The organism is Streptomyces himalayensis subsp. himalayensis, from assembly GCF_013778455.1.
GTDB lineage: Bacteria > Actinomycetota > Actinomycetes > Streptomycetales > Streptomycetaceae > Streptomyces > Streptomyces himalayensis.
Window position 1 is genome coordinate 190,607 of the sequence record NZ_JACEHE010000011.1, and the last position, 19,651, is coordinate 210,257.

A 19,651-nucleotide genomic window follows, 5' to 3' on the forward strand; every position below is an offset into this window, starting at 1 on the left:
CGTCTCACCTGCTCAAAGGAGTTCCCGCGTCCTCGTTCCGCGGGGCCCGCATCGACTTCAGTGCCAGCAGCAGGACCCCGATGTCGTCCAGGTAGACGGGATCGGGCAACAGGTCGGCCGGCAGGACGAGGTACAGCACGGCACCCCAGAACACCCAGCGCGGCCCGGTCGGGAGCCCGGCGCGTCGTAGGTCACGGCGCGTACGGACGAGCCGCAGCAACAACACGACCGCCACGCCGAGTACCACGGCCGCGAGCATCGCGGCGGCGACGACCAACCACGTCCAGGTATCCATGAACACTGCCCATCGCTCTTGCCGACCGCGCGACCTTCGCTTCCTGTTCCTCTTCCCCGCCCTGGCCGACGGTATCGCGGCGTATGCGATGAGACGCACGACGCGGGCAGGTGTACGCGCTCCTCAGCTCAGGACGTCGGCGAAGCCGCGGTCGGCGGCCTGCATGGCGCGGACGGCGTGGATGTAGCCGGTGAAGCCGTGCCAGGGGTCGGGGTTGGCGAGGGCGTCGGTGACGGCTGCGGCGTAGGCGTCCATGCGGTCGGCGAAGACGGCGTTGACGAGGTCGTCGCGGGTGGCGAAGCGGCGGGAGAGGGTGGCTTTGCCGACGCCGGCTTCGCGGGCGACGGAGGCCATGGAGACGCCGAGCCCTTCGGTGGCGAACAGGTGGCGGGCGGCGGCGAGGATGCGGTCGCCGTTGCGTTCGGCGTCGGCGCGCAGCCCTGTCTCGGGCGTGCGGCCTGGGGTTTCGCCGGGGGCTGCGGTGCGGGTCATGCCTTCACCATAACGAAGTGGAACAGTCGGCCCAATTGTGTTGTTACTCTGGACGCCACTGGAATCGGGAAGGCCGTTCCAGTTATAGGGAGGTGTTGCCATGCGTGCTTTGGCGCTGAACGAGGTTCCCTCCGCTCCGGCCGTGGCCGAGGTTGAGACTCCGCGCCCGGAGGCCGGTGAGCTGCTGGTGAAGGTGGCTGTGTCGTCGGTGAACGGCTTTGACGCCGCGACGGCGGCCGGATACCTGCAGGGGATGATGGAGCACCGGTTCCCGCTGGTGATCGGCAAAGACTTCGCGGGCACCGTCGAGGCGCTCGGCGAGGGCGTGGAGGGCTTCGCCGTCGGCGACATGGTTTTCGGCGTGGTGATGAAGCCGTTCCTGGGCACCGGTTCGCTGGCCGAGTACGTGAGCGTGCCCGCCGGCTACGGCGTCGCCCACATTCCCGCGGGCCTTGACATCAAGGATGCGGGCGCGCTGGGCCTGGCCGGGACCGCGGCCTTCGACAGCCTGACGGCCCTGGACGTCGCCGAGGGGGAGACGGTGCTGATCTCCGGGGCCACCGGCGGGGTCGGCGCGCTGGCCGTGCAACTGGCCGCCGCGCGGGGCGCCCGCGTGATCGCCACCGCCCGCCCCGGCGCCGAGGCCGATTTCGTCACCGGCCTGACCGACGCCGACATCAAGGTCGTGGACTTCACCGGCGACCTGGAGGCGCAGGTCCGCGCGCTCGCCCCCGAGGGCGTGGACGCGGCTCTGCAGCTGGCCGGTGACGGCGGACAGCTCGCGGGCCTGCTGCGCCCGGGCGGGCGGATCGCCTCCACCCTCGGCCTGACGAAGGACGTCGTCGAGGACCGGGACGTCGCCGTCCACTCGGTCATGGCCGACGCGAACGCCCAGACCCTGGCCGTCCTGGCCGATCGGGCTGCCTCCGGCGCGCTGCGCGTGCCCGTCACCGCGACCTACCCGCTGGAGCAGGCCGAGCAGGCGTTCGCCGCGTTCGGTGCCGGCGCCCTCGGCAAGATCGCCGTCACCTGCTCCTGACACACCCCCGCTGTCCCACCCCCGCACCACGACGAAGAGGGAACTGATCGTGTCCACCATCGCCATCATCGGCGCCGGCCCCGGCATGGGGCTGGCCATCGCCCGCACCTTCGGCAGCCGCGGCTTCGACGTCGCGCTGATCGCCCGGACCAAGGACAAGCTCGACGCGCTCGTCGAGCAGCTCGGCACAGAGGGCATCACCGCTGCCGGGTTCCCCGCAGACGTGCTGGACCGGCCGTCGCTGACCGCCGCGCTGGAGGCGGCCAGGGCCCGGTTCGGGTCCGTCGACGTGCTGGAGTACTCGCCGGCCCCGCACTCCCCGGTGCCCGGCTTCACCCAGGCCGTACCGTCCGAGGCGACGGTGGAGAACCTGCAGCCGCAGATCGAGTACACCTTCTACGGCGCCGTCGAAGCCGCCCGCGCGGTCCTGCCCGCGATGCGCGAGGCCGGCGCGGGGACGCTGCTGTTCACCACCGGCGGCGGCTCGATCGACCCGATCCCGATGCTCGGCAACGTCAACGCCGCGGGTGGAGCCTTGCGCAACTGGGTGCTCAACCTGAACAAGGAACTGGCCGGCAGCGGGGTGTACGCGGGCCATGTCGCGATCAACGTGTGGATCGGTCAGGGCGGCCCCGAGGGCTTCCCCACCGCCACCCCCGAGCAGATCGCCCCCCTGTACTGGGAACTGCACGAGGCTCGCGACCGCGCCGAGGCCGTCTTCAACGCCTGACCGCCCGCCACGCCACGGGAGGGGCCGGCACCGCAGCGGCCTCTCCCTGTCGCTCCTCTCCGCTTCCGAAATCCGGCGCGCCGCACCAGGGGCAGTGCGAGGGCTGCACCACCACGGCCTGGCACCTGAAGGACGCTGTCTACCTCAACGCCCGCGGCGTCTCGTTCGCCATCCTGACCACGGGCCGTTGGGACGAGGTGGCCTCCTACCTGGAGTTCATGGGCTACACCCAGCCCTGGTACTCGGTGCGGGGAGTGGAGGCGCCGGTCGACGGAGACATGGGGCACATCGTCTGTTTCCTGCGCGACGGCGACCGCGTGTTCCTCACCTACTCCACGACGGGCCGGGGCAACGAGCCGGTCAACGGGTCCTTGGCCTGCTTGACATGACGCCCTACGGCCGCGGCGAGGCGTGGGAGGACAACCCCGAGGTGAGTCACAGCGCCAATAGGCGTCGAGGTCGCCGTTGGCGGTCGAGGTGCGCAGCTGGAGGACGGCTTCGGCGCCCTGAAGACCCCAGCGGGCTCCGGTGATGTCGAGGGGGCGGCGATCAGGTGGCGGCAGGCGCCCCCGATCGCAGCGATGTCGATCGACCACCTGCTTTCGAAGGCGGTGGGGTGGTGAACCCGCCTGCGCCGTTCGTCGTACTTTCCACGCACACGTTTCGAAGTCCAGGTTTCGACAAGCCTCACTGGGCAATTCCCCTCCAGGACCGCCCAGATGGAACCAGGGCAGGGGAGCCCTGAAGGCCGGGAAGATCCAGCTGCGCCGATGCAGGGAGGTGGAGGATGGGCCCGGATCCGTCTGCCCGTCAACGGGGGCCCAGGACGCCGCTGTGCCCGCGCTGTGGGGGCGACTGGGCGCAGTCTGTGCCCCGCATCGTCGACGAGGGCCGGATACCGCGCGAGCAGCGGCGAGAGGGCGGCCCCGCGTACTCCCCGCTCGCCGGGCGGCTCGCGCTGGCGCCAGAGCCTCCCGAGGTGCCGGGCATCATGATTGTGGCTGCCGGGACGCTGCCCTGGTTCGCCTTCTTCGCGCTCTTCGGATCTCTCATCTGGGCGGTGCTGGCTGGTGCCGATGTAGTCGTGCTTGTGCTGGTGGGCCTGCGGAGACGACAGATCCGTGCGCAGATCGATGCGGGCGCAGCCCGTGCGTATCACCTATGGAGAGACGCCTGGTACTGCTATCGCTGCGATGTGGTCTGGCGCCGCGAAGGTGGCGCGGACGTCATGTCGCCCGCCCGGTTCCAGCGGGAAGTCTGGGCTCGTGGCGGCTATAACGACCGGGTGTAGGTCCTGGCCCATCCATGATGGGTGCACTTCCTCGAGTCGGAAATCGCCGAGTTGCCGTGCGGCTGGAGGCCTGACCGGGAAGCTGTCACTGGCTTGTGTCGAGCGGTACTACGCGGCGCTCAGCGAGGCCGCCGAGCACGCGACAACCGGTGCCGAGGCGCTGCGTCTGCTGATCGATGCACTGTTCACGGAGGACACGGACCAGCACTGGCGTATGTGGTTCGACTACTGGAGAGCGGGCGAGCAGGACCCGGACCAGTCTCTGAACCGGCTGGTCGAGACCGAGATCGGACCTGGCCGCTGGACGCAATACCGGTGATTCAGGTTCTGTTCCGGCGGGCGTGTGCACCACGCTCTCCAGCAGAGTTCGCCTCCTCGTGCCGCGGGGGGTGAGAGGCAGACGCGTTCAACGTCCGCTGCGATACTCGTGGTTACTGGATCAACACGCTGATCACGAGAGGCGGAATCAGTGAACTCTGGGCAGAAGCAGGACAGTCGGGGCTTAGAGGTGCTCACAAAATGGGCGCCCGGCTCGAGGCGCCTGGCACGCACGCTCGCCGCGTTGCCGAAACACCCTAGTAGCTCCTCCCCCATTGCCTTAAGGGCATGGGAGGTGCCCCCATCGAGGGTCTTCCGGCGCCTTGCGATCGCACGCACCAGGCGCCTCGAGCTGATCGGACTCCCATTTTGTGAGCACCTCTTAGAGGGAGCGGGTCGGCGGCATGCCGTCGTCATTGGAGGCAGTCTCGCGGGCCTGCTGGCCGCGCACGTGCTCGCCGAGCACGCCGACCAGGTGACGGTCGTCGAGCGCGACCGGTTCCCGGAGGAGCCCGGACCGCGTCCCGGCGTACCGCAGAGCCGCCATCTGCATGTCCTGCTGGAGGGCGGTCAACAGGCCCTGGACTCGCTTCTGCCGGGGTTCATGGACGAGCTGCGGGCGGCGGATGCACCGCGGGTGGGGATGCCGTCGGACATGGTGCAGTGGCAGGACGGACGCTGGTTTCGGCGGCTGCCCGCGACGACGCACCTCTCTACCGGCTCGCGCGCACAGCTCGAGCAGTTGGTGCGGCGGCGGGTCCTCGCCAACCCCGTGATCACCGTGGTCGAGGCGACAAATGTCGTCGGGCTGTCGGGGGATGCCTCGCGGGTGCGGGGCGTGCTGCTACGGGAGCGTGGCGAGGGCACCGGGCAGGAAGGGCGGTCCCTCGAGGCCGACCTGGTCGTGGACGCCTCCGGACGCGGCACGAAGGCCGCGCAGTGGCTCTCGGCGGTCGGGGCGGAGGCCGTGTACGAGGAGTCCATCGACACGGGGCTCGCCTACGCCTCGCGCGTCTACCGCGACACGAGCGGGACTCTGGGCACCGAGTCGCTCGGATACTACGTCGTCCCCAACCCGTCGCAGGTCTACGGGGGCGTAGTGCTGCCCTTGGAGGACGGACGGTATCTGGCGACCTTCTCCGGGCTGCGCGGAGATGAACCGCCAACGGACGAGGAGGAGTTCGTGGCGTACGCGAAGAGGCTGCCGCATCCGTTCGTGCACCGGTGGCTGCGCACAGCCGAGCCGCAGTCGCCGGTGTTCGGCTTCCGGCAGACCGCGAACGTACGTCGCCGCTACGACCTTCCCGGCCGCCGCCCCGCGGGATTCCTCGCGATCGGCGACGCCTTGTGCACGTTCAACCCCGTCTACGGGCAGGGCATGGCCGTCGCCGCGATGAGCGCGGTCGCCCTGCGCGACGCGCTGTCCGACCCCCGTCGCACACCGACGACACGCCGCGTGCAGCAGGCCCTCCTCGCCGCCTCACGGCAGGCCTGGGACATCTCGGCCGGGGCGGACAAGGCGATGCCGGGGGCGATCGGGAACGCGGTCACCACCCGGGCCGTGGAACGGCCCGGCGGCTGGTACCTGCGACGCGTCCAGGAACGCTACGCCGGCGACCCCGTGGTGGGCCAAGCCTTCCGTTCCGTGCTGGCGCTCACCGCACCGGTCACCGCCCTGTTCGCCCCGAAGGTGGCGCGGGCGGTGCTCTTCGGTCCGGTTCCGGCGACGCCTGCCGAGCCTCCGATGACGCGGGAGGAGACAGGCATCTGATGCTGCCGGCCGCGAGGCGGCGCGTGTGACGGTGCACTCCTTCCAGTCCAGCTGATGCGCCCCGGATCACCGGCGCGGAGCTGCTCCCCGAGGGCTTCACCCGTCCCGAACGTTCTTCGGCCGTTCGGCGTCAAAGCGGTGACCGTCTTCGAAGGGACTGCCGACATGCCTGCCGTAACTGCCGACATGCCTGCCGTACGTATCCGTTCCCGCTCCGGGCTCCCTGCCGCGCTGATCGGGGTGTCGATGTGCGCGCTGGCCGCGTGCGGTACCCAGTCGGCGGCTTCCGCAGGGTCCGCTGCGGAGACCAGGGCGAAGGGCACGCAGGCCCGTAGCGCCTGGGAGGAACCGTCCTCGTACACCTACACGCTCACCTCCAGTGGCGGCGAACGGGCATTCCTCGGCACCTTCCGGGTGATGGTCCGGGACGGCAGGGTGGCGGAGGCGGTCGGGCTCGATGAGAGTGCCAAGGGGATCGTGAAGCGTTGGCCGCGTGAAGTCCCCACCATCGGCAGGCTGTTGGAGGACCTCGAACCGGCCCGGCACGACAAGGCGTACCGGGCCGAAGCAGAGTACGCGGCCGACGGCCACCCCGTGCGGATCTCGCTGGACTGGGAGGAGAACGCGATCGACGACGAGGCCGTGTACACCATCCGTGCCTACGAGCCGATCAGTCGCTAGTGCGTCCAGTGACGCGCCCGCCGTCCGTCATCGCCAAGACGAACGGCGGCGGGCTCACAGCACGCCGCGCCCCGACAGACTGCGCATCAGCGCGCGCACCCCGAACTCCCACGGCTCGGCCTGCTCGCTAGAGGTGACCGTGTTGACCAGTGCGCCGAGTCGAGGGCTGGAGATCCGCACGACGTCGCCGTGCTCGTGGGTGAAGCCCGCGCCGGGTGCGTGCCGGTCCTCGGTGGGGGCGAAGAGCGTACCGGTGAACAGCACGAAGCCGTCGGGGTACTGGTGGTGCGCACCATGCACCGCCGCGACGAGGTCCAGCACGTCGCGGCTGATCTCGCGCATCGAGCTGCTGCCGTGCAGTACGTAGCCGTCCGTGCCGTCGATCCGCAGCTCGATGTCGAGCCCGCGCACCGTGTCGAGGTCGAAGCCGTGGTCGAGCAGGCGGAGGAACGGGCCGATCGCGCACGAGGCGTTGTTGTCCTTGGCCCGGGACAGCAGCAGCGCGCTGCGCCCCTCGATGTCCCGGAGGTTGACGTCGTTGCCGAGCGTGGCGCCGCGCACCCGGCCGCGCGAGTCCACGACGAGGACGGCCTCGGGCTCGGGGTTGTTCCACACGGAGGCGGCCAGCACGCCGATGTCGGCTCCGGTGCCGACCGCCGACAGCACCGGAGCCTTGGTGAACACCTCGGGGTCCGGGCCGATCCCGACCTCCAGATACTGCGACCACAGCCCTTCGGAGACCAGCAGCTCCTTGGCCTTGTCCGCCTCCGGCGAGCCGGGGCGGATGTGGTCGACAGCGCCGCCCACCACCTGCCCGATCCGATCGCGCACCCGGGCGGCCTGCGCCGGGTCGCCGCCCGTGCGCTCTTCGATGACCCGTTCCAGCAGGCTCCGGGCGAAGGTGACGCCCGCGGCCTTGATCACCTGCAGGTCGATGGGGGCGAGCAGGTAGGGGAGATCGCGGCGGCCGGCTGCGGTCGCGTCCAGCAGCGCGTCGAGAGGCCACATGCGTCCGCCGGGCGCCTCCCGTACGATCGCCTCCGCGTCGTCGCGTTCGAGCAGGTCGGACACGGTGGGCGCGACGGCGGTCAGATCGACGACATGCTCGCCGCGCACCGCGGCCACGCATGGTCCTCCCCACTCCGGCTCGTGCACGCGGGCGATCAACGCGGCTTGGCCGGCGTCCTCAGGTAGCACGGAGTCGCGGGTGAGGGTCAGGCGGGGGCGGGCTGCCGATGCCACTGCAATTCTCCTGGAGTCGAGGGGGCGTGGGCTTGCGCTCAGTGGGAGTCCCGTGGGACCTCGTAGCCCCGGCAGCCGCGGAGGAAGCCGAAGTCGGCGCCTTGGTCGGCCTGTTCGACGTGCTGGGTGTACAGCCAGGCGTAGCCGCTCGTGTGCTGCGGAGTCGGCGGCTTCCACGCGGTCCGGCGCCGCTCGAGCTCGGCGTCGTCCACGTCCAGGCGCAGCGTGCGGCCCGGAACGTCGAGAACGATCGGATCCCCGTCGCGTACCAGCGCAAGAGGTCCGCCGACAGCTGCCTCGGGCGCCACATGCAGGACCACGGTGCCGTAGCCCGTACCGCTCATGCGGCCGTCACAGATGCGCACCATGTCGGTGACGCCCGCCTTCAGCAGCTTGGCGGGCAGAGGGACGTTGGAGACCTCGGGCATGCCGGGGTAGCCCTTGGGACCCGCGTTGCGGATGACGATCACGGTGTTCTCGTCGACGTCGAGATCCGGATCGTCGGCGACCTCGTGGTACGCCTCGGGGGAGTCGAAGACGCGGGCGGGGCCGTGGTGGGTGAGCAGGTGCGGTGACGCTGCGGACTGCTTGATCACTGCGCCGTCGGGGCACAGGTTGCCACGCAGTATGGCCGTGCCGGTGCCCGGCGGCTGGAACGGGGCGTCGAGTCCGGTGATGACGTCGGGGTCGACGCGTTCGGCGTCCGCGACGTTCTCGGCGATGCCACGGCCGGTGACGGTGATCTGCTCGCCGTGCAGCAGGCCACCGTGGAGGAGTTCGCCCATGACGGCGGGCAGCCCGCCCGCGTAACAGAAGTCCTCCATCAAGTACTTCCCGCTGGGCATCAGGTTGACCAGTGTCGGAACCGCACGCGCCAAGGTATCGAAGTCCTCGGGGGTCAGGTCGACGCCGACACGCCCGGCGAGGGCCGTGAGATGGATGATGGCGTTGGTGGAGCCACCGATGGCCGCGTTGACGCGAATGGCGTTCTCGAACGCGTTCCGGGTCAGGATCTGCGAGGGTCGCAGCTCCTCGTGCACCATCTGCACGATGCGCTGCCCCGCCGCCTGCGCGGTCTCCATACGCCGGGAGTCGACGGCGGGCCAGGTCGCGGAGCCCGGCAGCTGCATGCCGAGCGCCTCGGCCATGCAGGCCATCGTGGAGGCGGTCCCCATCGTCATGCAGTGGCCGTTGGAGCGGGCCATGCAGCCCTCGGCGAAGAAGCACTCCTCCTGGGTCATCCTGCCGGTCTTCAGGTCCTCCTCGAACTTCCATACGTGCGTGCCGGACCCGACGTCCTGGCCCCGGTACTTGCCGTTGAGCATCGGCCCGCCGGTGACCATGACAGCGGGCAGGTCGACACTGGCGGCGCCCATGAGCATGGCGGGCGTCGTCTTGTCACAGCCCGACAGCAGCACGACGCCGTCGAGAGGGTTGGCCCGGATCAGCTCCTCGACCTCCATGGCCATGAGGTTGCGGTAGAGCATGGCGGTGGGGCGCATCAGCGTCTCGCCGGTGGCCATGGTGGGGAACTGCAGCGGGAAGCCGCCGGCCTGCCACACGCCGCGCTTGACCGCTTCGGCGACGCGCGTGAGATGGGCGTTGCACGGGGCGAGTTCGGAGGCGCTCGTGGCGATGCCGATGACCGGACGCCCGTCGAACACGTCGGGGCCGAAGCCCTGGTTGCGCATCCAGGACCGGTACACCATCCCGCTGCGGCCACTCGCACCGAACCACGCCTGGCTGCGGCGGTCGGTCTGCTTCCCGTCCGTCATGTACGCACTCCTGTTTCTCGTGTGGGTCGGTTCCAGGTCGGCCGATGTCAGCCGTTGCCGGTCCATGACAGTGATGTCAGCCGAAGAGGTTCTCGATCTGCTGCCGTACGGTCAGGACGGAGAGCACGCCGAAGAGCCCGACCGCCCATACCAGGGCGGCCGCCCGGTAGCTGCGCACCTTCAGCGGTGCCGGCAGTGCCTTGCGGTTCATGTAGAGCAGCAGTCCGGAGTAGACGAACATCATCAGTCCGGCCACGCAGGCGGACACCACCAGCAGGACCAGCGGCTGGTCGAGCCCGAGCCCCAGAATGGTGACGCCGATGGCGACGAGCCCCCACACGAGCCAGAAGTACAGTCGGCTCTCGGGGAGGCGCGAGCCGCGCAGGTACGTCGACTTGAGGACGTCGGCGGCGAGCCTGCTGGTGTAGTCGACGATGCCGGTCGCCGCGCTGAACAGCGAGAAGGCCCCGATCAGCCAGAACAGCACGCCGAACCAGCCGCCCACCTGCGACTGCAGCACCTCGCCTTCCTCCCGCACGAAGCCCACGTCGTTCGAGAGACCCGGCGTGCCGAAGAGCGTGGAGTGGGCCAGCAGCGAGGAGAGAACGATGGTGACGACGGTGGCGAGGCCGAAGGTCACGGCCTGCTCGGTGTTGGCGAAGCGCCACCAGCGTTTCCACCGCAGGAGGTTCTCGCCTTCGGGGACGAAGACGTATCCGGCGGCCGAACCGGAAGCCGCGTCCTCCTTGCCGGTCACCGGGCTGACCAGCCTGGGCACGTAGTGGCCCATGCCGAAGCCCTTGTCGCGTATCCAGTTGCTCTGGCACAGGTTCTGCCCGCCGCCGGCCCCGGCGTAGGCGAGCGCTCCCATGAGTACGGCGACGCCGAGTTCACTGGGGAACTGGCCGATGTGGGTGGCGGCCTCCGGCAGTTCCTTCCAGCTTGACGCCTTGATGGCGAAGATGACCGCCAGCGCGAAGAATCCGCCGATCAGAGCGACCTTGACGAACAACAGCCGTTCCAGCGCCGTGTACACGACCGGCGCGAGGGTGAGGATTGCGCCGATGAGCAGCAGCAGGCACACGGCGATGACCGTCGGCTCGCCGCCGAAGACGTAGGAGAGCATGGTGGCGGAGCCGGTGGCCCAGCCCGGCCACAGGTTCGCCGCGTACGTCAGCGCGACGAGCACCGCGCCCCAGTGCCGCCAGTAGCGGTTGAAGCCGGTGATGGCCGTCTCTCCAGTGGCGAGCGTGTAGCGCTCGATCTCCATGTTGAGGAACCACTGGGTGACGACGCCGACGACCGCTCCCCACAGGAAGACGAGGCCGGCCTGCGATGCGATGTACGGCCAGAGGATGAACTCGCCCGAGGACAGGCCGACTCCGGCCGCGACGATGCCCGGGCCGATGATGCGCCAGAGCTTGCGGGGCGGGGCCGGCAGCGTCCGTACCTCGGGCAGGGGCAGGTGACGGCTGTTCAGGGGGAAAGGTGCGTCGGCACGGTGGGGCGTGCCGATTTCGTCGTCCGCGTGCGTCATTGGGGAACGCCTCTCTTCGTCCGGTTGGACTCGCGGGCACGTAACATGACAGCAATCATTAAATGATTCGATGAATGGCGTCCAGGGGGTGTGCAAGAGATCGTGGTGCAATACCGGACCATGCATCAGCGCGTGGTCGACGAGCTCGGCCTGCGCATCGTCGGCGGTACGTGGGAGCCGGGGCAGCCGCTGCCGGTCGAGGACGTGCTCGCCGGCGAAATCGGCGTCAGCCGAGGCGCGTTGCGGGAGGCGGTCAAGGCGCTCGTGGCCAAGGGGATGCTGGAGGTACGTCCGCGTACGGGCACGCGCGTGCTGCCGCCCGAGCACTGGAACCACCTGGACCGCGATGTGCTGCGCTGGCAACAGGCCGGAGACTCCGCGGCCTTGCTGCGCGACACCGGTGAACTGCGCCGGATCGTCGAGCCGGAGGCCGCCCGGCTCGCGGCCGGCCGGGCCACCCCCGGTGACGTACGAACCCTGTACGACGCCTTGGCCGCCATGGAAGCCGCTGCGGCGCGGCCGGGGCGCAGCGGCTACGTCGAGGCCGACACCGCCTTCCACCGCGCCCTGCTCGACGCGAGCGGCAACCGTCTCCTCGGCTCGCTGGGTCGTGCGATCGACATCGCGCTGGAACACAGCTTCGTGGTGAGCACGCAGACCCCGGGGGCGGTCGAGGCCTCACTGCCGGCCCACCGCGCCGTCGTGGAAGCCGTCGAAAGAGGCGATCCCGCTGCGGCGTCGGCGGCCGTGCTGGGCATCATCGACGCCGCCGAGCGGGAGATCGCGGAGTCGCCCGGGCTGACGCAGGGCTGAGGACTCGGCCTGATCAGCGTGGCCTCCGCGGTGGCTGAGCGACCCCCAGTTGTACGGTTGGTATCGCTCGCATTTCCCGTTGAACAGTCTCGCCGACGCCATCGAGGCCCGGCACACGGGCGGAACCACGGGCACCGTCGCCGTCACCTTGTCAGTGGCGGGCGTCGAGTTGTAGGTGGCGGCGTCGAGCCGGCTCTCGCTCTAGCCGACGTAGGCCACAGCACGGATCTCGACGCGCATCGCCGGAGTGGCGAGCCTCGGATAGATCAGCAGCGACGCGTAGGACCGCTCGTCGAGCAGCCGGGGTGCGTGTGCGGACAGCCAGGCGTCGCGAGCACCCATGTACTCCGCTCGCTCCGCGGGATCGGCCACGTACTGGTCGAGCTGGACGATGTCGTCCATGCTCGCGCCCGCGTCGGCGAGCAGCGCACGGACCCGGTCGAGGGTGACCCTGGTCTGCGCGGCGACTCCGTGCACCGGATTTCCCTGCTCGTCGGTCACACCGTCGATTCCGCTGAGGAAGACGAAACCTCCTGCCGCGGCGCCCCGGCCCCACGGTTGTACAACGTCCCCATAGGCCAGCGCCCCGAGCCCTCGCTTCGTCATGCAGCACCCCTTCTTACGTGGTCGGTCGGCCCGTTGAGGTACCTCACTCGCCTTCCCCGTGCGCCTTGGCCGGGGAACCCGTGACGTTCTGCACCATGAGGATGCGTACGCGGTCGGTCTCGCCCAGCGCACGCCACCGATGTGGGGTGCGGCCTGCATAGCAGAGACTGTCGCCGGGGCCCAGACGGTGCAGTTGCTGCCCCTGCGTGGTCCCCAGGTCGACCTCGAGCTCGCCCTCCACCACGTAGAGGAACTCGTCGCCCGCGTGGTCGTAGTACTCCTCGAAGCACTTTGAAGCCCAGGTGAACTCCACAGGGTGCACGGCGAAGCCGGAAGCGCCGAGCACGCGGGCGATACCGGACGAGCCGGCCGCCACCGGCATCCCTTCTCCGCTGCGGACGAGGTGGACCCCCTCCTCTGCCCTGCCGGTCGCGGGCGGCCCGGCGGACAGTGCCAGGAGCGCCTGCTGGCTCGTGCCCAGCGCTCTGGCGATGCGGTGCAGCGACTGCATGCTGGGGCGGGCGAGGCCCCGCTCGAGTTGGCTGAGGAATGGGTGGGACAGCTCCGACCGTTCGGCGAGTTCCACCAGTGTCAGCCCGCCTTCCTTGCGCAGCCGGCGGATGGTCGCACCCAGCTCGGTGCGCATCGCCATGTCCAGATCGGCCTGGGACGTGGAACCGGTGGTGCGGTGCTTGCGACCTGCGGACTGTGCTGACATGGCGCATCCTTGCGGTCTCGGTGAGCGCTCGGGTCCCGTTTCTACCGGCAACGTGTTACTCCCAGGAAACAGCCGACCGCTACGGTCAATGTTGATGTGACCAACATTCTATCCATGGTCGCTCGCTGATCCTGCCTCCCGACCACGAGGAGTTCGCATGCCCCCGGCCACCGCCGACCGCCCGTCGACCGCATCCACGGATGCCGGTTTCCTCGATGCCATGGCCGCCCTCGCCGGGGGTGTCTGCATCGTCACCGCCCTCGGCCCCGACGGCCGTCCGGCAGGTTTCACCAGTACCGCCGCCATGAGTCTGAGCCGTACCCCGCGATTGCTGGCGATAGGCGTGGACCGCGCCGGCCGTACGCTGCCGCTCATCCAGCGCAGCGGCCGGTTCGCGCTCAACATCCTGGGTGCCGGAGCAGAAGGCGTTGCCCGCCGGTTCGCCGGCCGCACCGCGGACCGCTTCGCCGGGCTGGAATGGACGCCGGACGAGAACGGCCTGCCCCTGCTGACCCGGTACAGCTCACACATCCTCGCCTGCCGCGTCGAGGAAGACGTACCGGCAGGCGACCATCGACTCCTGATCGCGGCCGTGGAGGAGATTACGCCCGGTCAGGACGGGTCCACAGCGCTGGTCCACCTCGGCCGTGACTACCACACGATTCAGTAGGCCGCCGACCGCCCTCTGCGGGGCTTCGGCGATTTCGCGCATCCGCCCTCCCGACCCCCGGACCTGGCCCCAGGCCCTCGGCGAAAGGCACACCGACCAGATGACGGCCATCACTCTCCGCGGCGCACTGCTGCCCGACCGCTCCCGTCGCGATCTACGCCTCGACAGCGGACGGGTGACGGCCGTCGCCCCTCCCGGCGAGCTGCCCGCCGGCAAGTCCGAACTGGACCTCTCCGGCTACCTCCTGCTGCCCGCTCCGGCCGAGCCGCACGCCCACCTGGACAAGGCCGGGACATGGGATCTGGCCGACGCGCCGCCCTGCGACCTGCCCTCGGCCGTCTCCGCCTGGCGCCGCTATGCCGAGTACGTCACCGAGGACGACGTACGTACTCGGGCCCGGCGCACACTCGACGACATGCTGGCCAACGGCGTAACCGCCGTACGCACCCACGCCGATGTGCTGCCCGGCGCCGATCCGCTGCGCGGCCTGCGGGCCCTGGTCGGACTGCGTGAGGAGCTGCGGGGCCGGCTCGATCTGCAGGTCGCCGTGCTGCACACCGACGCGCCCGATGAAGTGCTGTGTCAGGCCGCTGAACTGGGGGTCGACCTCCTGGGCGGCTGCCCCCACCTGTCCGTGGACCCCGCTGCCGCCATCGACCGTGTGCTGCGGCTCGCCGAGCGGTACGGCGTGGGTGTGGACCTTCACGCGGACGAGAACCTGTCCCCGAGTGCGACGGATCTGCGGCTCTTGGCGGATGCCGTGCGGCGACGCGGTTTCGCGGGGCCGGTGACGGCCGGCCACTGCGTCAGCCTGGGCGCGACCGATCCACAGGACGCCATGCGTGTCGCCAAGGAGACTGCGCAGGCCGGGATCGGTGTCGTCACGCTCCCGATCACCAACCTCTACCTCCAGGGGCGCGACCATCCCACGCGAACGCCCCGAGGGCTGACGGCCGTTCGCACTCTGCTCGATGCGGGAGTGACACTCGCCGCGGGCGGCGACAACATCCGCGATCCCTTCAACCCGGTCGGCCGCGCCGATCCCCTCGAGACCGCGGGCCTGCTGGTGACGGCAGGCCACCTCACCCTGGAAGAAGCGGTCCACGCGGTGACGAACGGATCCAGGGCCGTGCTGGGGATGCCCGCGGCCGGTCCGCAGGAGGGCGCCGTCGCCGACCTGTTGGCCGTACGCGCGGGCTCGCTCTCGGAGGCGCTCGGCGCCGCCTGCCCGGATCGCATCGTGTTCAAGGCGGGCCGAATCATCAGTCGCACGACGGTGGTTCGCGAGTTCTTCGAAGTCGACGACGGACACGTCGGAGACATCGCCGCGAAACAATGAATGTTCATGCTATCAACATTCGCCCAACGTAATCGTCCAACGTATTCCTCCAACGTGCCGTCGGAAATGGGGATGACATGGTGGCCACACTAGGGACTGCGCTGCGCCTCGACGGCGTCGAAAAGCGCTTCCCCAACGGGACGATCGCCCTGGAGAAGGTGGAACTCGCCATCGCACCAGGGGATTTCGTCTCCGTCGTCGGGCCCTCCGGCTGCGGCAAGTCCACCCTGCTGCGACTGGCCTCCGGGCTCGACCAGCCGACCGCCGGCACGGTGCACACCTCCGGCGACCGGGTCGGCTACGTCTTCCAGGACGCCACCCTGCTGCCCTGGCGCAGCGTCCTGGCCAATGTCGAACTCCCGGCCGAGTTGGCCGGAGCCGACAAGGCGGAACGCCGGGAGCGTGCCAGGGATGCGATCCGTCTCGTCGGGCTCGAGGGGTTCGAGAAGCAGCTGCCGGGACAGCTGTCCGGTGGCATGCGGATGCGGGTCTCGCTGGCGAGAGCGCTGATGATGCGACCGTCGCTGTTCCTCTTCGATGAACCGTTCGGCGCCCTGGACGAGATGACCCGTATGCGCATGCAGGAGGAGTTGCAGCGCATCTTCGCGGAGACGGGGTTCGCAGGTCTCTTCATCACCCACTCCGTGACGGAGGCGGTCTTCCTCTCGAGTCGCGTCCTGGTCATGTCGGCGCGCCCCGGGCGGATCGTCGCCGAGTTCGAAGTGCCGTTCCCGCATCCGAGGCCGGCGGAGCTGCGGTACGACCCGGCCTTCGCCCGCATCGCGGGCGAGGTGTCGGCCGCACTCCGAGGAGGAAGCCAGTGAGCACGGACACCACTCCGGCAACGGATGCCGTCACGAAAACCGCCGCAGGTACGGATCCGGGTGCGCCCACCCCGAACCTCCGCCCCGACACGGCGCACTCCGGCCGGCAGTGGGCGGCGCGCCTCGCTCCCGTGGCCTCCCTGGCGGTGTTCATCGGCATCTGGTATGCCGTCAGCTATCTCCTGCTCACGCCCGAACGCCGCTTCCTCGTCCCGCCGCCCCACCAGGTGCTGAGCGTGGCGTTCCTGGACTGGGCGCGGCTGGAGCCGATGCTCCTCGCGTTGTCGCTCACCGCGCAGGTGGCCCTCGCCGGTCTGGTGATCGCCGCGGTTCTGGGTATCACGGCGGCGGCGCTCATGAGCCGCGCCTCCTGGCTGGAACGGTCGTTGTACCCGTATGCCGTGGTGCTCCAGACGGTTCCGATCCTGGCGATCGTGCCGTTGATCGGCCTGTGGTTCGGTTTCGGATTCACCAGCCGCGTGGTGGTCTGCGTCCTGATCGCGCTCTTCCCGATGATCGCCAACACCCTGTTCGGGCTGCAGTCCGTGGACCGGGCCCTCCACGACCTGTTCACCCTGCAGAAGGCAAGCCGCTGGGACCGCCTGCGCAAGTTGGAGATGCCGGCCGCGCTGCCCTCCGTCTTCACCGGCCTGCGGACCTCGTCCGGGCTTTCCGTGATCGGTGCCATCGTCGGCGACATGTTCTTCAAGCAGGGCAGCCCGGGAATCGGAACGCTGCTCGACGTCTATCGCTCCCGGCTCCAGTCCGAGGAGCTGTTCGCCTCGATCATCCTCGCCTCGCTCTTCGGTATCGCTGTCTTCGCCGTGTTCACGCTGATCGGCCGTCTCGCCGTCGGCTCCTGGCACGCGTCCGCGTCCGCCGGCGAGCGCTGAACCGCCGACCCACCTCTCTTTCCTGGAGACTTCCTTGCCCCCTTCCCCCAAACGCCTTGCTCTGAGCGGCGTTTCCTCCGCATTCGTCCTGCTGTCGGCGACCGCCTGCGGTGCCGGAGCGGCCACCGGATCCACCGAAGACCTCAAGGCGGCCCCTGCCGCGCAGCGCCTCGACGGTGTGTGCCCCGACAAGGTGGTCGTCCAGATCGACTGGGAGCCGGAGGCCGAGCACGGGCCGCTCTACAACCTGGTCGGCCCCGGCTACACCGTCGACACCGACAAGAAGCGCGTCACCGGGCCGCTCGTCATCGGCGGCAAGGACACCGGCGTACAGATCGAGCTACGCGCGGGAGGCTCGGCGATCGGCTACCAGAGCGTCACCTCCCAGATGTACCTCGACAAGGACATCACCCTGGCAACCGTCACCACCGACGCGGCCATCGAGTCCGCAGCCAAGCGCCCGGTCACGGCGGTCGCCGCGCTGATGAAGAAGAGCCCGCAGATCCTGATGTGGGACCCGAAGACCCATCCCGACTGGCGCACCGTCGCCGACATCGGCAAGTCGGATGCCAAGGTCGTCTACCGCGACGGCAACGTCTTCGTGCCGATGCTGGTCGACAAGGGCCTGATCAAGAAGAGCCAGCTCGACGCGAGTTACGACGGTTCGCCGTCCCGGTTCGTAGCGAACCCGGACATCGTGCAGCAGGGCTTCGCGACGGCCGAGCCGTACATCTACGAGCACGAGGTCTCCGCCTGGAAGAAGCCGGTGAAGTACCAGCTGCTCGCCGATGTCGGCTACAACGTCTACCCGCAGGCGCTGTCCGTGCGCAGCGGCGCGGTCGACGAGCTCGCCCCCTGCCTGAAGAAGCTCGTCCCCATCGTGCAGCAGTCCGCTGCCGACTTCGCGGCCGAGCCGGATGCCGCCATCGGTGTGATCGACGACTTGGTGACGCAGTACAACACCAGTTGGGTCTACAGCAAGGGCACCGGGGAGTACGCGGCCCAGCAGATGGTGAAGCTCGGCATTCTCGCCAACGAGTCCGACGGCAGCATCGGCGGCTTCGACATGGACCGGGTCGAGAAGATCCGCGACACCGTCACGCCGCTGCTCACCAAGGACGGGGTCAAGGTTCCCGCGGACCTGACCGCCGACGACCTTGCCACCAACCGGTTCATCGACACATCGATTGGATTGAAGTAATGGCCGAGCCCCGCACTCCTGCCGCACTCTCCGAAGAGGAACTCCAACGGCTGACCGGCCTGGTCGCCGACGAGCAGCCTCTCGTCGCTGCCGCCGACGACTCGACCCCGGGGCTCGAGGAGTTCTGCGCGGCCGCCGCCGATCTGATCGGCGCCGAGGCCGTCGTACGCGATGACGCGTCCCTGGACAAGGCCTCGGTCGACTGGGCGCACATGTCGCCGATCCTGTCGGCCAAGCTGCCCGCCGGGCGCGCCGAAGTCGTACTGCGCCCCACCTCGCACGAGCAGATCCCCGGCATCCTCGCCCTGGCCCACCGCCACCGTGTGCCGGTCACCGCGCGAGGCAAGGGCACCGGCAACTACGGGCAGGCGATCCCGCTGCGCGGGGGAGTGGTGCTCGACCTCACCGGCTGCGGTCGCATCCTGGACACCGGCGACGGCTGGATCCGCGCCGAGGCCGGGGCGAAGATGTCCGACCTCGAGGCGCACGCCCGGAGCCTTGGACAGGAGCTGTGGATGTTCCCGTCCACCTTCGGTACGACGGTCGGTGGCTTCCTGGCCGGAGGGAACGGAGGTACGGGATCGCTGCTGCACCGCACCAACTCCGAAGGCTTCGTACGGGAACTGACGGTGGTGCCGTGCACCGCAAACGCGGAGCCGTTCACGAAGAAGGGCCAGGACGCGCTGCCGTACATCCATGCGTACGGGACATCCGGCGTCATCGCCACCGCGACCGTCAGCCTGCAGCGGGCCCGTGACTGGACCGGGCTGTTCGCGGCGTTCGACGACTGGGCCGCCGCGACGGCCGCACTCGCGGAGCTGGTGCGTCTCGAACCCGCCCCGCGCCTGGTGTCGCTCGACGAGGCCGGCCTGGTGGAGACGTTCCAGCCCGACCCGGCGCTCGACCCGGGGGCGCTCAGCGTCCGCGCCATCATCGAGGCCGAGGCCGAACAGGATGCCCGAGAGATCGTCACCCGCCACGGCGGTCGCGTCCTGGAGGTCAGGGCGGCCCCCGAGGGACCCGCGCTGATCAGCTCACTCTCCTTCAACCACCCCACGTACCACCTGATGAAGGCCAAGGACGGCTACTTCCACCTCGAGATCTCCGGCGACGCGCTCCTCGGGGACCCGACCGCGGTGAAGAAGGTATTCCCGGACACCCTGCTGCACCTCGAAGGCATGCGCTCCGGCACGGTCGGGATGCTCATGGCGCGCTACGAGGACGAACGGACCGTGTACGAAGGCATCGCCGCCCTGGCGGCCCTGGGCGTGGGGGTCCACGACCCGCACAACTGGTTCGTGGACCGCCGCATCGAGCTCGTCCGCCAGGCAGCACGCACAACCGACCCGCGGGGTCTGCTCAACCCCGGCAAGCTGCCCGCCGCACCCACCCCGTGACATGCAAGGGAGCTGAGCA

The 19,651-nt window shown here is 69.6% G+C and carries 18 protein-coding genes and 2 pseudogenes; 13 read left to right on the top strand and 7 right to left on the bottom strand.

Going from position 1 to position 19,651, the window contains the following annotated elements; all coding sequences use genetic code 11:
• Positions 1 to 4: 4 nt before the first annotated feature.
• Together H1D24_RS19660 and H1D24_RS19665 are read right to left on the bottom strand one after the other, a co-directional pair.
• Positions 5 to 295, bottom strand: coding sequence for a DUF1232 domain-containing protein (locus H1D24_RS19660; RefSeq protein WP_181658918.1), 291 nt, complete (start codon positions 293 to 295; stop codon positions 5 to 7).
• Positions 296 to 418: 123 nt separating this feature from the next.
• Positions 419 to 787, bottom strand: a complete 369-nt coding sequence (locus tag H1D24_RS19665; protein WP_181658919.1) for a TetR/AcrR family transcriptional regulator — start codon at positions 785 to 787, stop codon at positions 419 to 421.
• Positions 788 to 887: 100 nt separating this feature from the next.
• Between H1D24_RS19665 and H1D24_RS19670 the strand changes: the two genes are divergently transcribed.
• From H1D24_RS19670 to H1D24_RS19695, 6 genes and pseudogenes are all read left to right on the top strand, one after another.
• Positions 888 to 1,826, top strand: a complete 939-nt coding sequence (locus H1D24_RS19670; protein ID WP_181658920.1) for an NADP-dependent oxidoreductase — start codon at positions 888 to 890, stop codon at positions 1,824 to 1,826.
• A 49-nt stretch (positions 1,827 to 1,875) separates the two neighbouring features.
• The gene (locus H1D24_RS19675; RefSeq protein WP_181658921.1) at positions 1,876 to 2,556 is read left to right on the top strand and encodes an SDR family NAD(P)-dependent oxidoreductase; all 681 of its coding nucleotides are present in this window, start codon (positions 1,876 to 1,878) and stop codon (positions 2,554 to 2,556) included.
• Positions 2,557 to 2,630: 74 nt separating this feature from the next.
• A pseudogene (locus H1D24_RS19680) lies at positions 2,631 to 2,986 on the top strand (DUF899 family protein); the annotation flags it as partial.
• A 438-nt stretch (positions 2,987 to 3,424) separates the two neighbouring features.
• The gene (locus H1D24_RS19685) at positions 3,425 to 3,847 is read left to right on the top strand and encodes a hypothetical protein (RefSeq protein WP_181658922.1); all 423 of its coding nucleotides are present in this window, start codon (positions 3,425 to 3,427) and stop codon (positions 3,845 to 3,847) included.
• A 733-nt stretch (positions 3,848 to 4,580) separates the two neighbouring features.
• On the top strand, positions 4,581 to 5,936 hold the full coding sequence (locus tag H1D24_RS19690; RefSeq protein ID WP_181658990.1) for an FAD-dependent oxidoreductase: 1,356 nt from the start codon (positions 4,581 to 4,583) through the stop codon (positions 5,934 to 5,936).
• 165 nt (positions 5,937 to 6,101) lie between these two features.
• On the top strand, positions 6,102 to 6,617 hold the full coding sequence (locus H1D24_RS19695) for a DUF6174 domain-containing protein (RefSeq protein WP_258564178.1): 516 nt from the start codon (positions 6,102 to 6,104) through the stop codon (positions 6,615 to 6,617).
• 54 nt (positions 6,618 to 6,671) lie between these two features.
• Here H1D24_RS19695 and H1D24_RS19700 read toward each other — a convergent pair whose 3' ends face one another.
• From H1D24_RS19700 to H1D24_RS19710, 3 genes are all read right to left on the bottom strand, one after another.
• Positions 6,672 to 7,859, bottom strand: coding sequence for a fumarylacetoacetate hydrolase family protein (locus H1D24_RS19700; RefSeq protein WP_309484392.1), 1,188 nt, complete (start codon positions 7,857 to 7,859; stop codon positions 6,672 to 6,674).
• Positions 7,860 to 7,897: 38 nt separating this feature from the next.
• Positions 7,898 to 9,634 (bottom strand): IlvD/Edd family dehydratase, encoded by a 1,737-nt coding sequence (locus H1D24_RS19705; RefSeq protein WP_181658923.1) that lies wholly within the window; start codon positions 9,632 to 9,634, stop codon positions 7,898 to 7,900.
• A 76-nt stretch (positions 9,635 to 9,710) separates the two neighbouring features.
• Positions 9,711 to 11,171, bottom strand: a complete 1,461-nt coding sequence (locus H1D24_RS19710) for an Nramp family divalent metal transporter (RefSeq protein ID WP_181658924.1) — start codon at positions 11,169 to 11,171, stop codon at positions 9,711 to 9,713.
• A 74-nt stretch (positions 11,172 to 11,245) separates the two neighbouring features.
• Here H1D24_RS19710 and H1D24_RS19715 point away from each other — a divergent pair.
• A pseudogene (locus tag H1D24_RS19715) lies at positions 11,246 to 11,984 on the top strand (FadR/GntR family transcriptional regulator).
• Positions 11,985 to 12,185: 201 nt separating this feature from the next.
• On the opposite strand, the gene H1D24_RS19720 reads toward H1D24_RS19715, so the two are convergent.
• Positions 12,186 to 12,590, bottom strand: a complete 405-nt coding sequence (locus H1D24_RS19720; protein WP_181658926.1) for a RidA family protein — start codon at positions 12,588 to 12,590, stop codon at positions 12,186 to 12,188.
• A 43-nt stretch (positions 12,591 to 12,633) separates the two neighbouring features.
• Complete coding sequence (locus H1D24_RS19725) at positions 12,634 to 13,308, bottom strand: helix-turn-helix domain-containing protein (RefSeq protein WP_181658927.1); 675 nt, start codon at positions 13,306 to 13,308, stop codon at positions 12,634 to 12,636.
• 157 nt (positions 13,309 to 13,465) lie between these two features.
• Here H1D24_RS19725 and H1D24_RS19730 point away from each other — a divergent pair, with 157 nt between their 5' ends.
• The 6 genes from H1D24_RS19730 to H1D24_RS19755 all read left to right on the top strand — a co-directional run bounded on the left by H1D24_RS19730 (position 13,466) and on the right by H1D24_RS19755 (position 19,632).
• The gene (locus H1D24_RS19730; RefSeq protein ID WP_181658928.1) at positions 13,466 to 13,978 is read left to right on the top strand and encodes a flavin reductase family protein; all 513 of its coding nucleotides are present in this window, start codon (positions 13,466 to 13,468) and stop codon (positions 13,976 to 13,978) included.
• 100 nt (positions 13,979 to 14,078) lie between these two features.
• A complete protein-coding gene (locus H1D24_RS19735; RefSeq protein WP_220136930.1) occupies positions 14,079 to 15,317 on the top strand; it encodes an amidohydrolase family protein in 1,239 nt (412 codons plus the stop codon).
• A gap of 77 nt (positions 15,318 to 15,394) precedes the next feature.
• Positions 15,395 to 16,141 carry an ABC transporter ATP-binding protein gene (locus tag H1D24_RS19740; RefSeq protein ID WP_181658929.1) on the top strand — a complete coding sequence of 249 codons (747 nt, stop codon included), beginning with the start codon at positions 15,395 to 15,397 and terminating at the stop codon, positions 16,139 to 16,141.
• Entirely contained in the window at positions 16,138 to 17,034 is an 897-nt protein-coding gene (locus H1D24_RS19745) for an ABC transporter permease (protein WP_181658930.1), read from the top strand. The genes H1D24_RS19740 and H1D24_RS19745 overlap by 4 nt, the downstream gene beginning before the upstream one ends.
• 34 nt (positions 17,035 to 17,068) lie before the next feature.
• Positions 17,069 to 18,235 carry a substrate-binding domain-containing protein gene (locus H1D24_RS19750; protein ID WP_181658931.1) on the top strand — a complete coding sequence of 389 codons (1,167 nt, stop codon included), beginning with the start codon at positions 17,069 to 17,071 and terminating at the stop codon, positions 18,233 to 18,235.
• A complete protein-coding gene (locus H1D24_RS19755; protein ID WP_181658932.1) occupies positions 18,235 to 19,632 on the top strand; it encodes an FAD-binding oxidoreductase in 1,398 nt (465 codons plus the stop codon). The genes H1D24_RS19750 and H1D24_RS19755 overlap by 1 nt, the downstream gene beginning before the upstream one ends.
• Positions 19,633 to 19,651: the final 19 nt, after the last annotated feature.

Excerpts from the sequence above, each read along its gene's own strand:
- H1D24_RS19660 (WP_181658918.1), bottom strand. The coding sequence starts at position 295 with ATGGATACCTGGACGTGGTTGGTCGTCGCCGCCGCGATGCTCGCGGCC.
- H1D24_RS19695 (WP_258564178.1), top strand. The coding sequence starts at position 6,102 with ATGCCTGCCGTAACTGCCGACATGCCTGCCGTACGTATCCGTTCCCGC.
- H1D24_RS19725 (WP_181658927.1), bottom strand. The coding sequence starts at position 13,308 with ATGTCAGCACAGTCCGCAGGTCGCAAGCACCGCACCACCGGTTCCACG.
- H1D24_RS19735 (WP_220136930.1), top strand. The coding sequence starts at position 14,079 with ATGACGGCCATCACTCTCCGCGGCGCACTGCTGCCCGACCGCTCCCGT.
- H1D24_RS19730 (WP_181658928.1), top strand. The coding sequence starts at position 13,466 with ATGCCCCCGGCCACCGCCGACCGCCCGTCGACCGCATCCACGGATGCC.
- H1D24_RS19705 (WP_181658923.1), bottom strand. The coding sequence starts at position 9,634 with ATGACGGACGGGAAGCAGACCGACCGCCGCAGCCAGGCGTGGTTCGGT.
- H1D24_RS19720 (WP_181658926.1), bottom strand. The coding sequence starts at position 12,590 with ATGACGAAGCGAGGGCTCGGGGCGCTGGCCTATGGGGACGTTGTACAA.
- H1D24_RS19670 (WP_181658920.1), top strand. The coding sequence starts at position 888 with ATGCGTGCTTTGGCGCTGAACGAGGTTCCCTCCGCTCCGGCCGTGGCC.
- H1D24_RS19755 (WP_181658932.1), top strand. The coding sequence starts at position 18,235 with ATGGCCGAGCCCCGCACTCCTGCCGCACTCTCCGAAGAGGAACTCCAA.
- H1D24_RS19740 (WP_181658929.1), top strand. The coding sequence starts at position 15,395 with ATGGTGGCCACACTAGGGACTGCGCTGCGCCTCGACGGCGTCGAAAAG.
- H1D24_RS19710 (WP_181658924.1), bottom strand. The coding sequence starts at position 11,171 with ATGACGCACGCGGACGACGAAATCGGCACGCCCCACCGTGCCGACGCA.
- H1D24_RS19665 (WP_181658919.1), bottom strand. The coding sequence starts at position 787 with ATGACCCGCACCGCAGCCCCCGGCGAAACCCCAGGCCGCACGCCCGAG.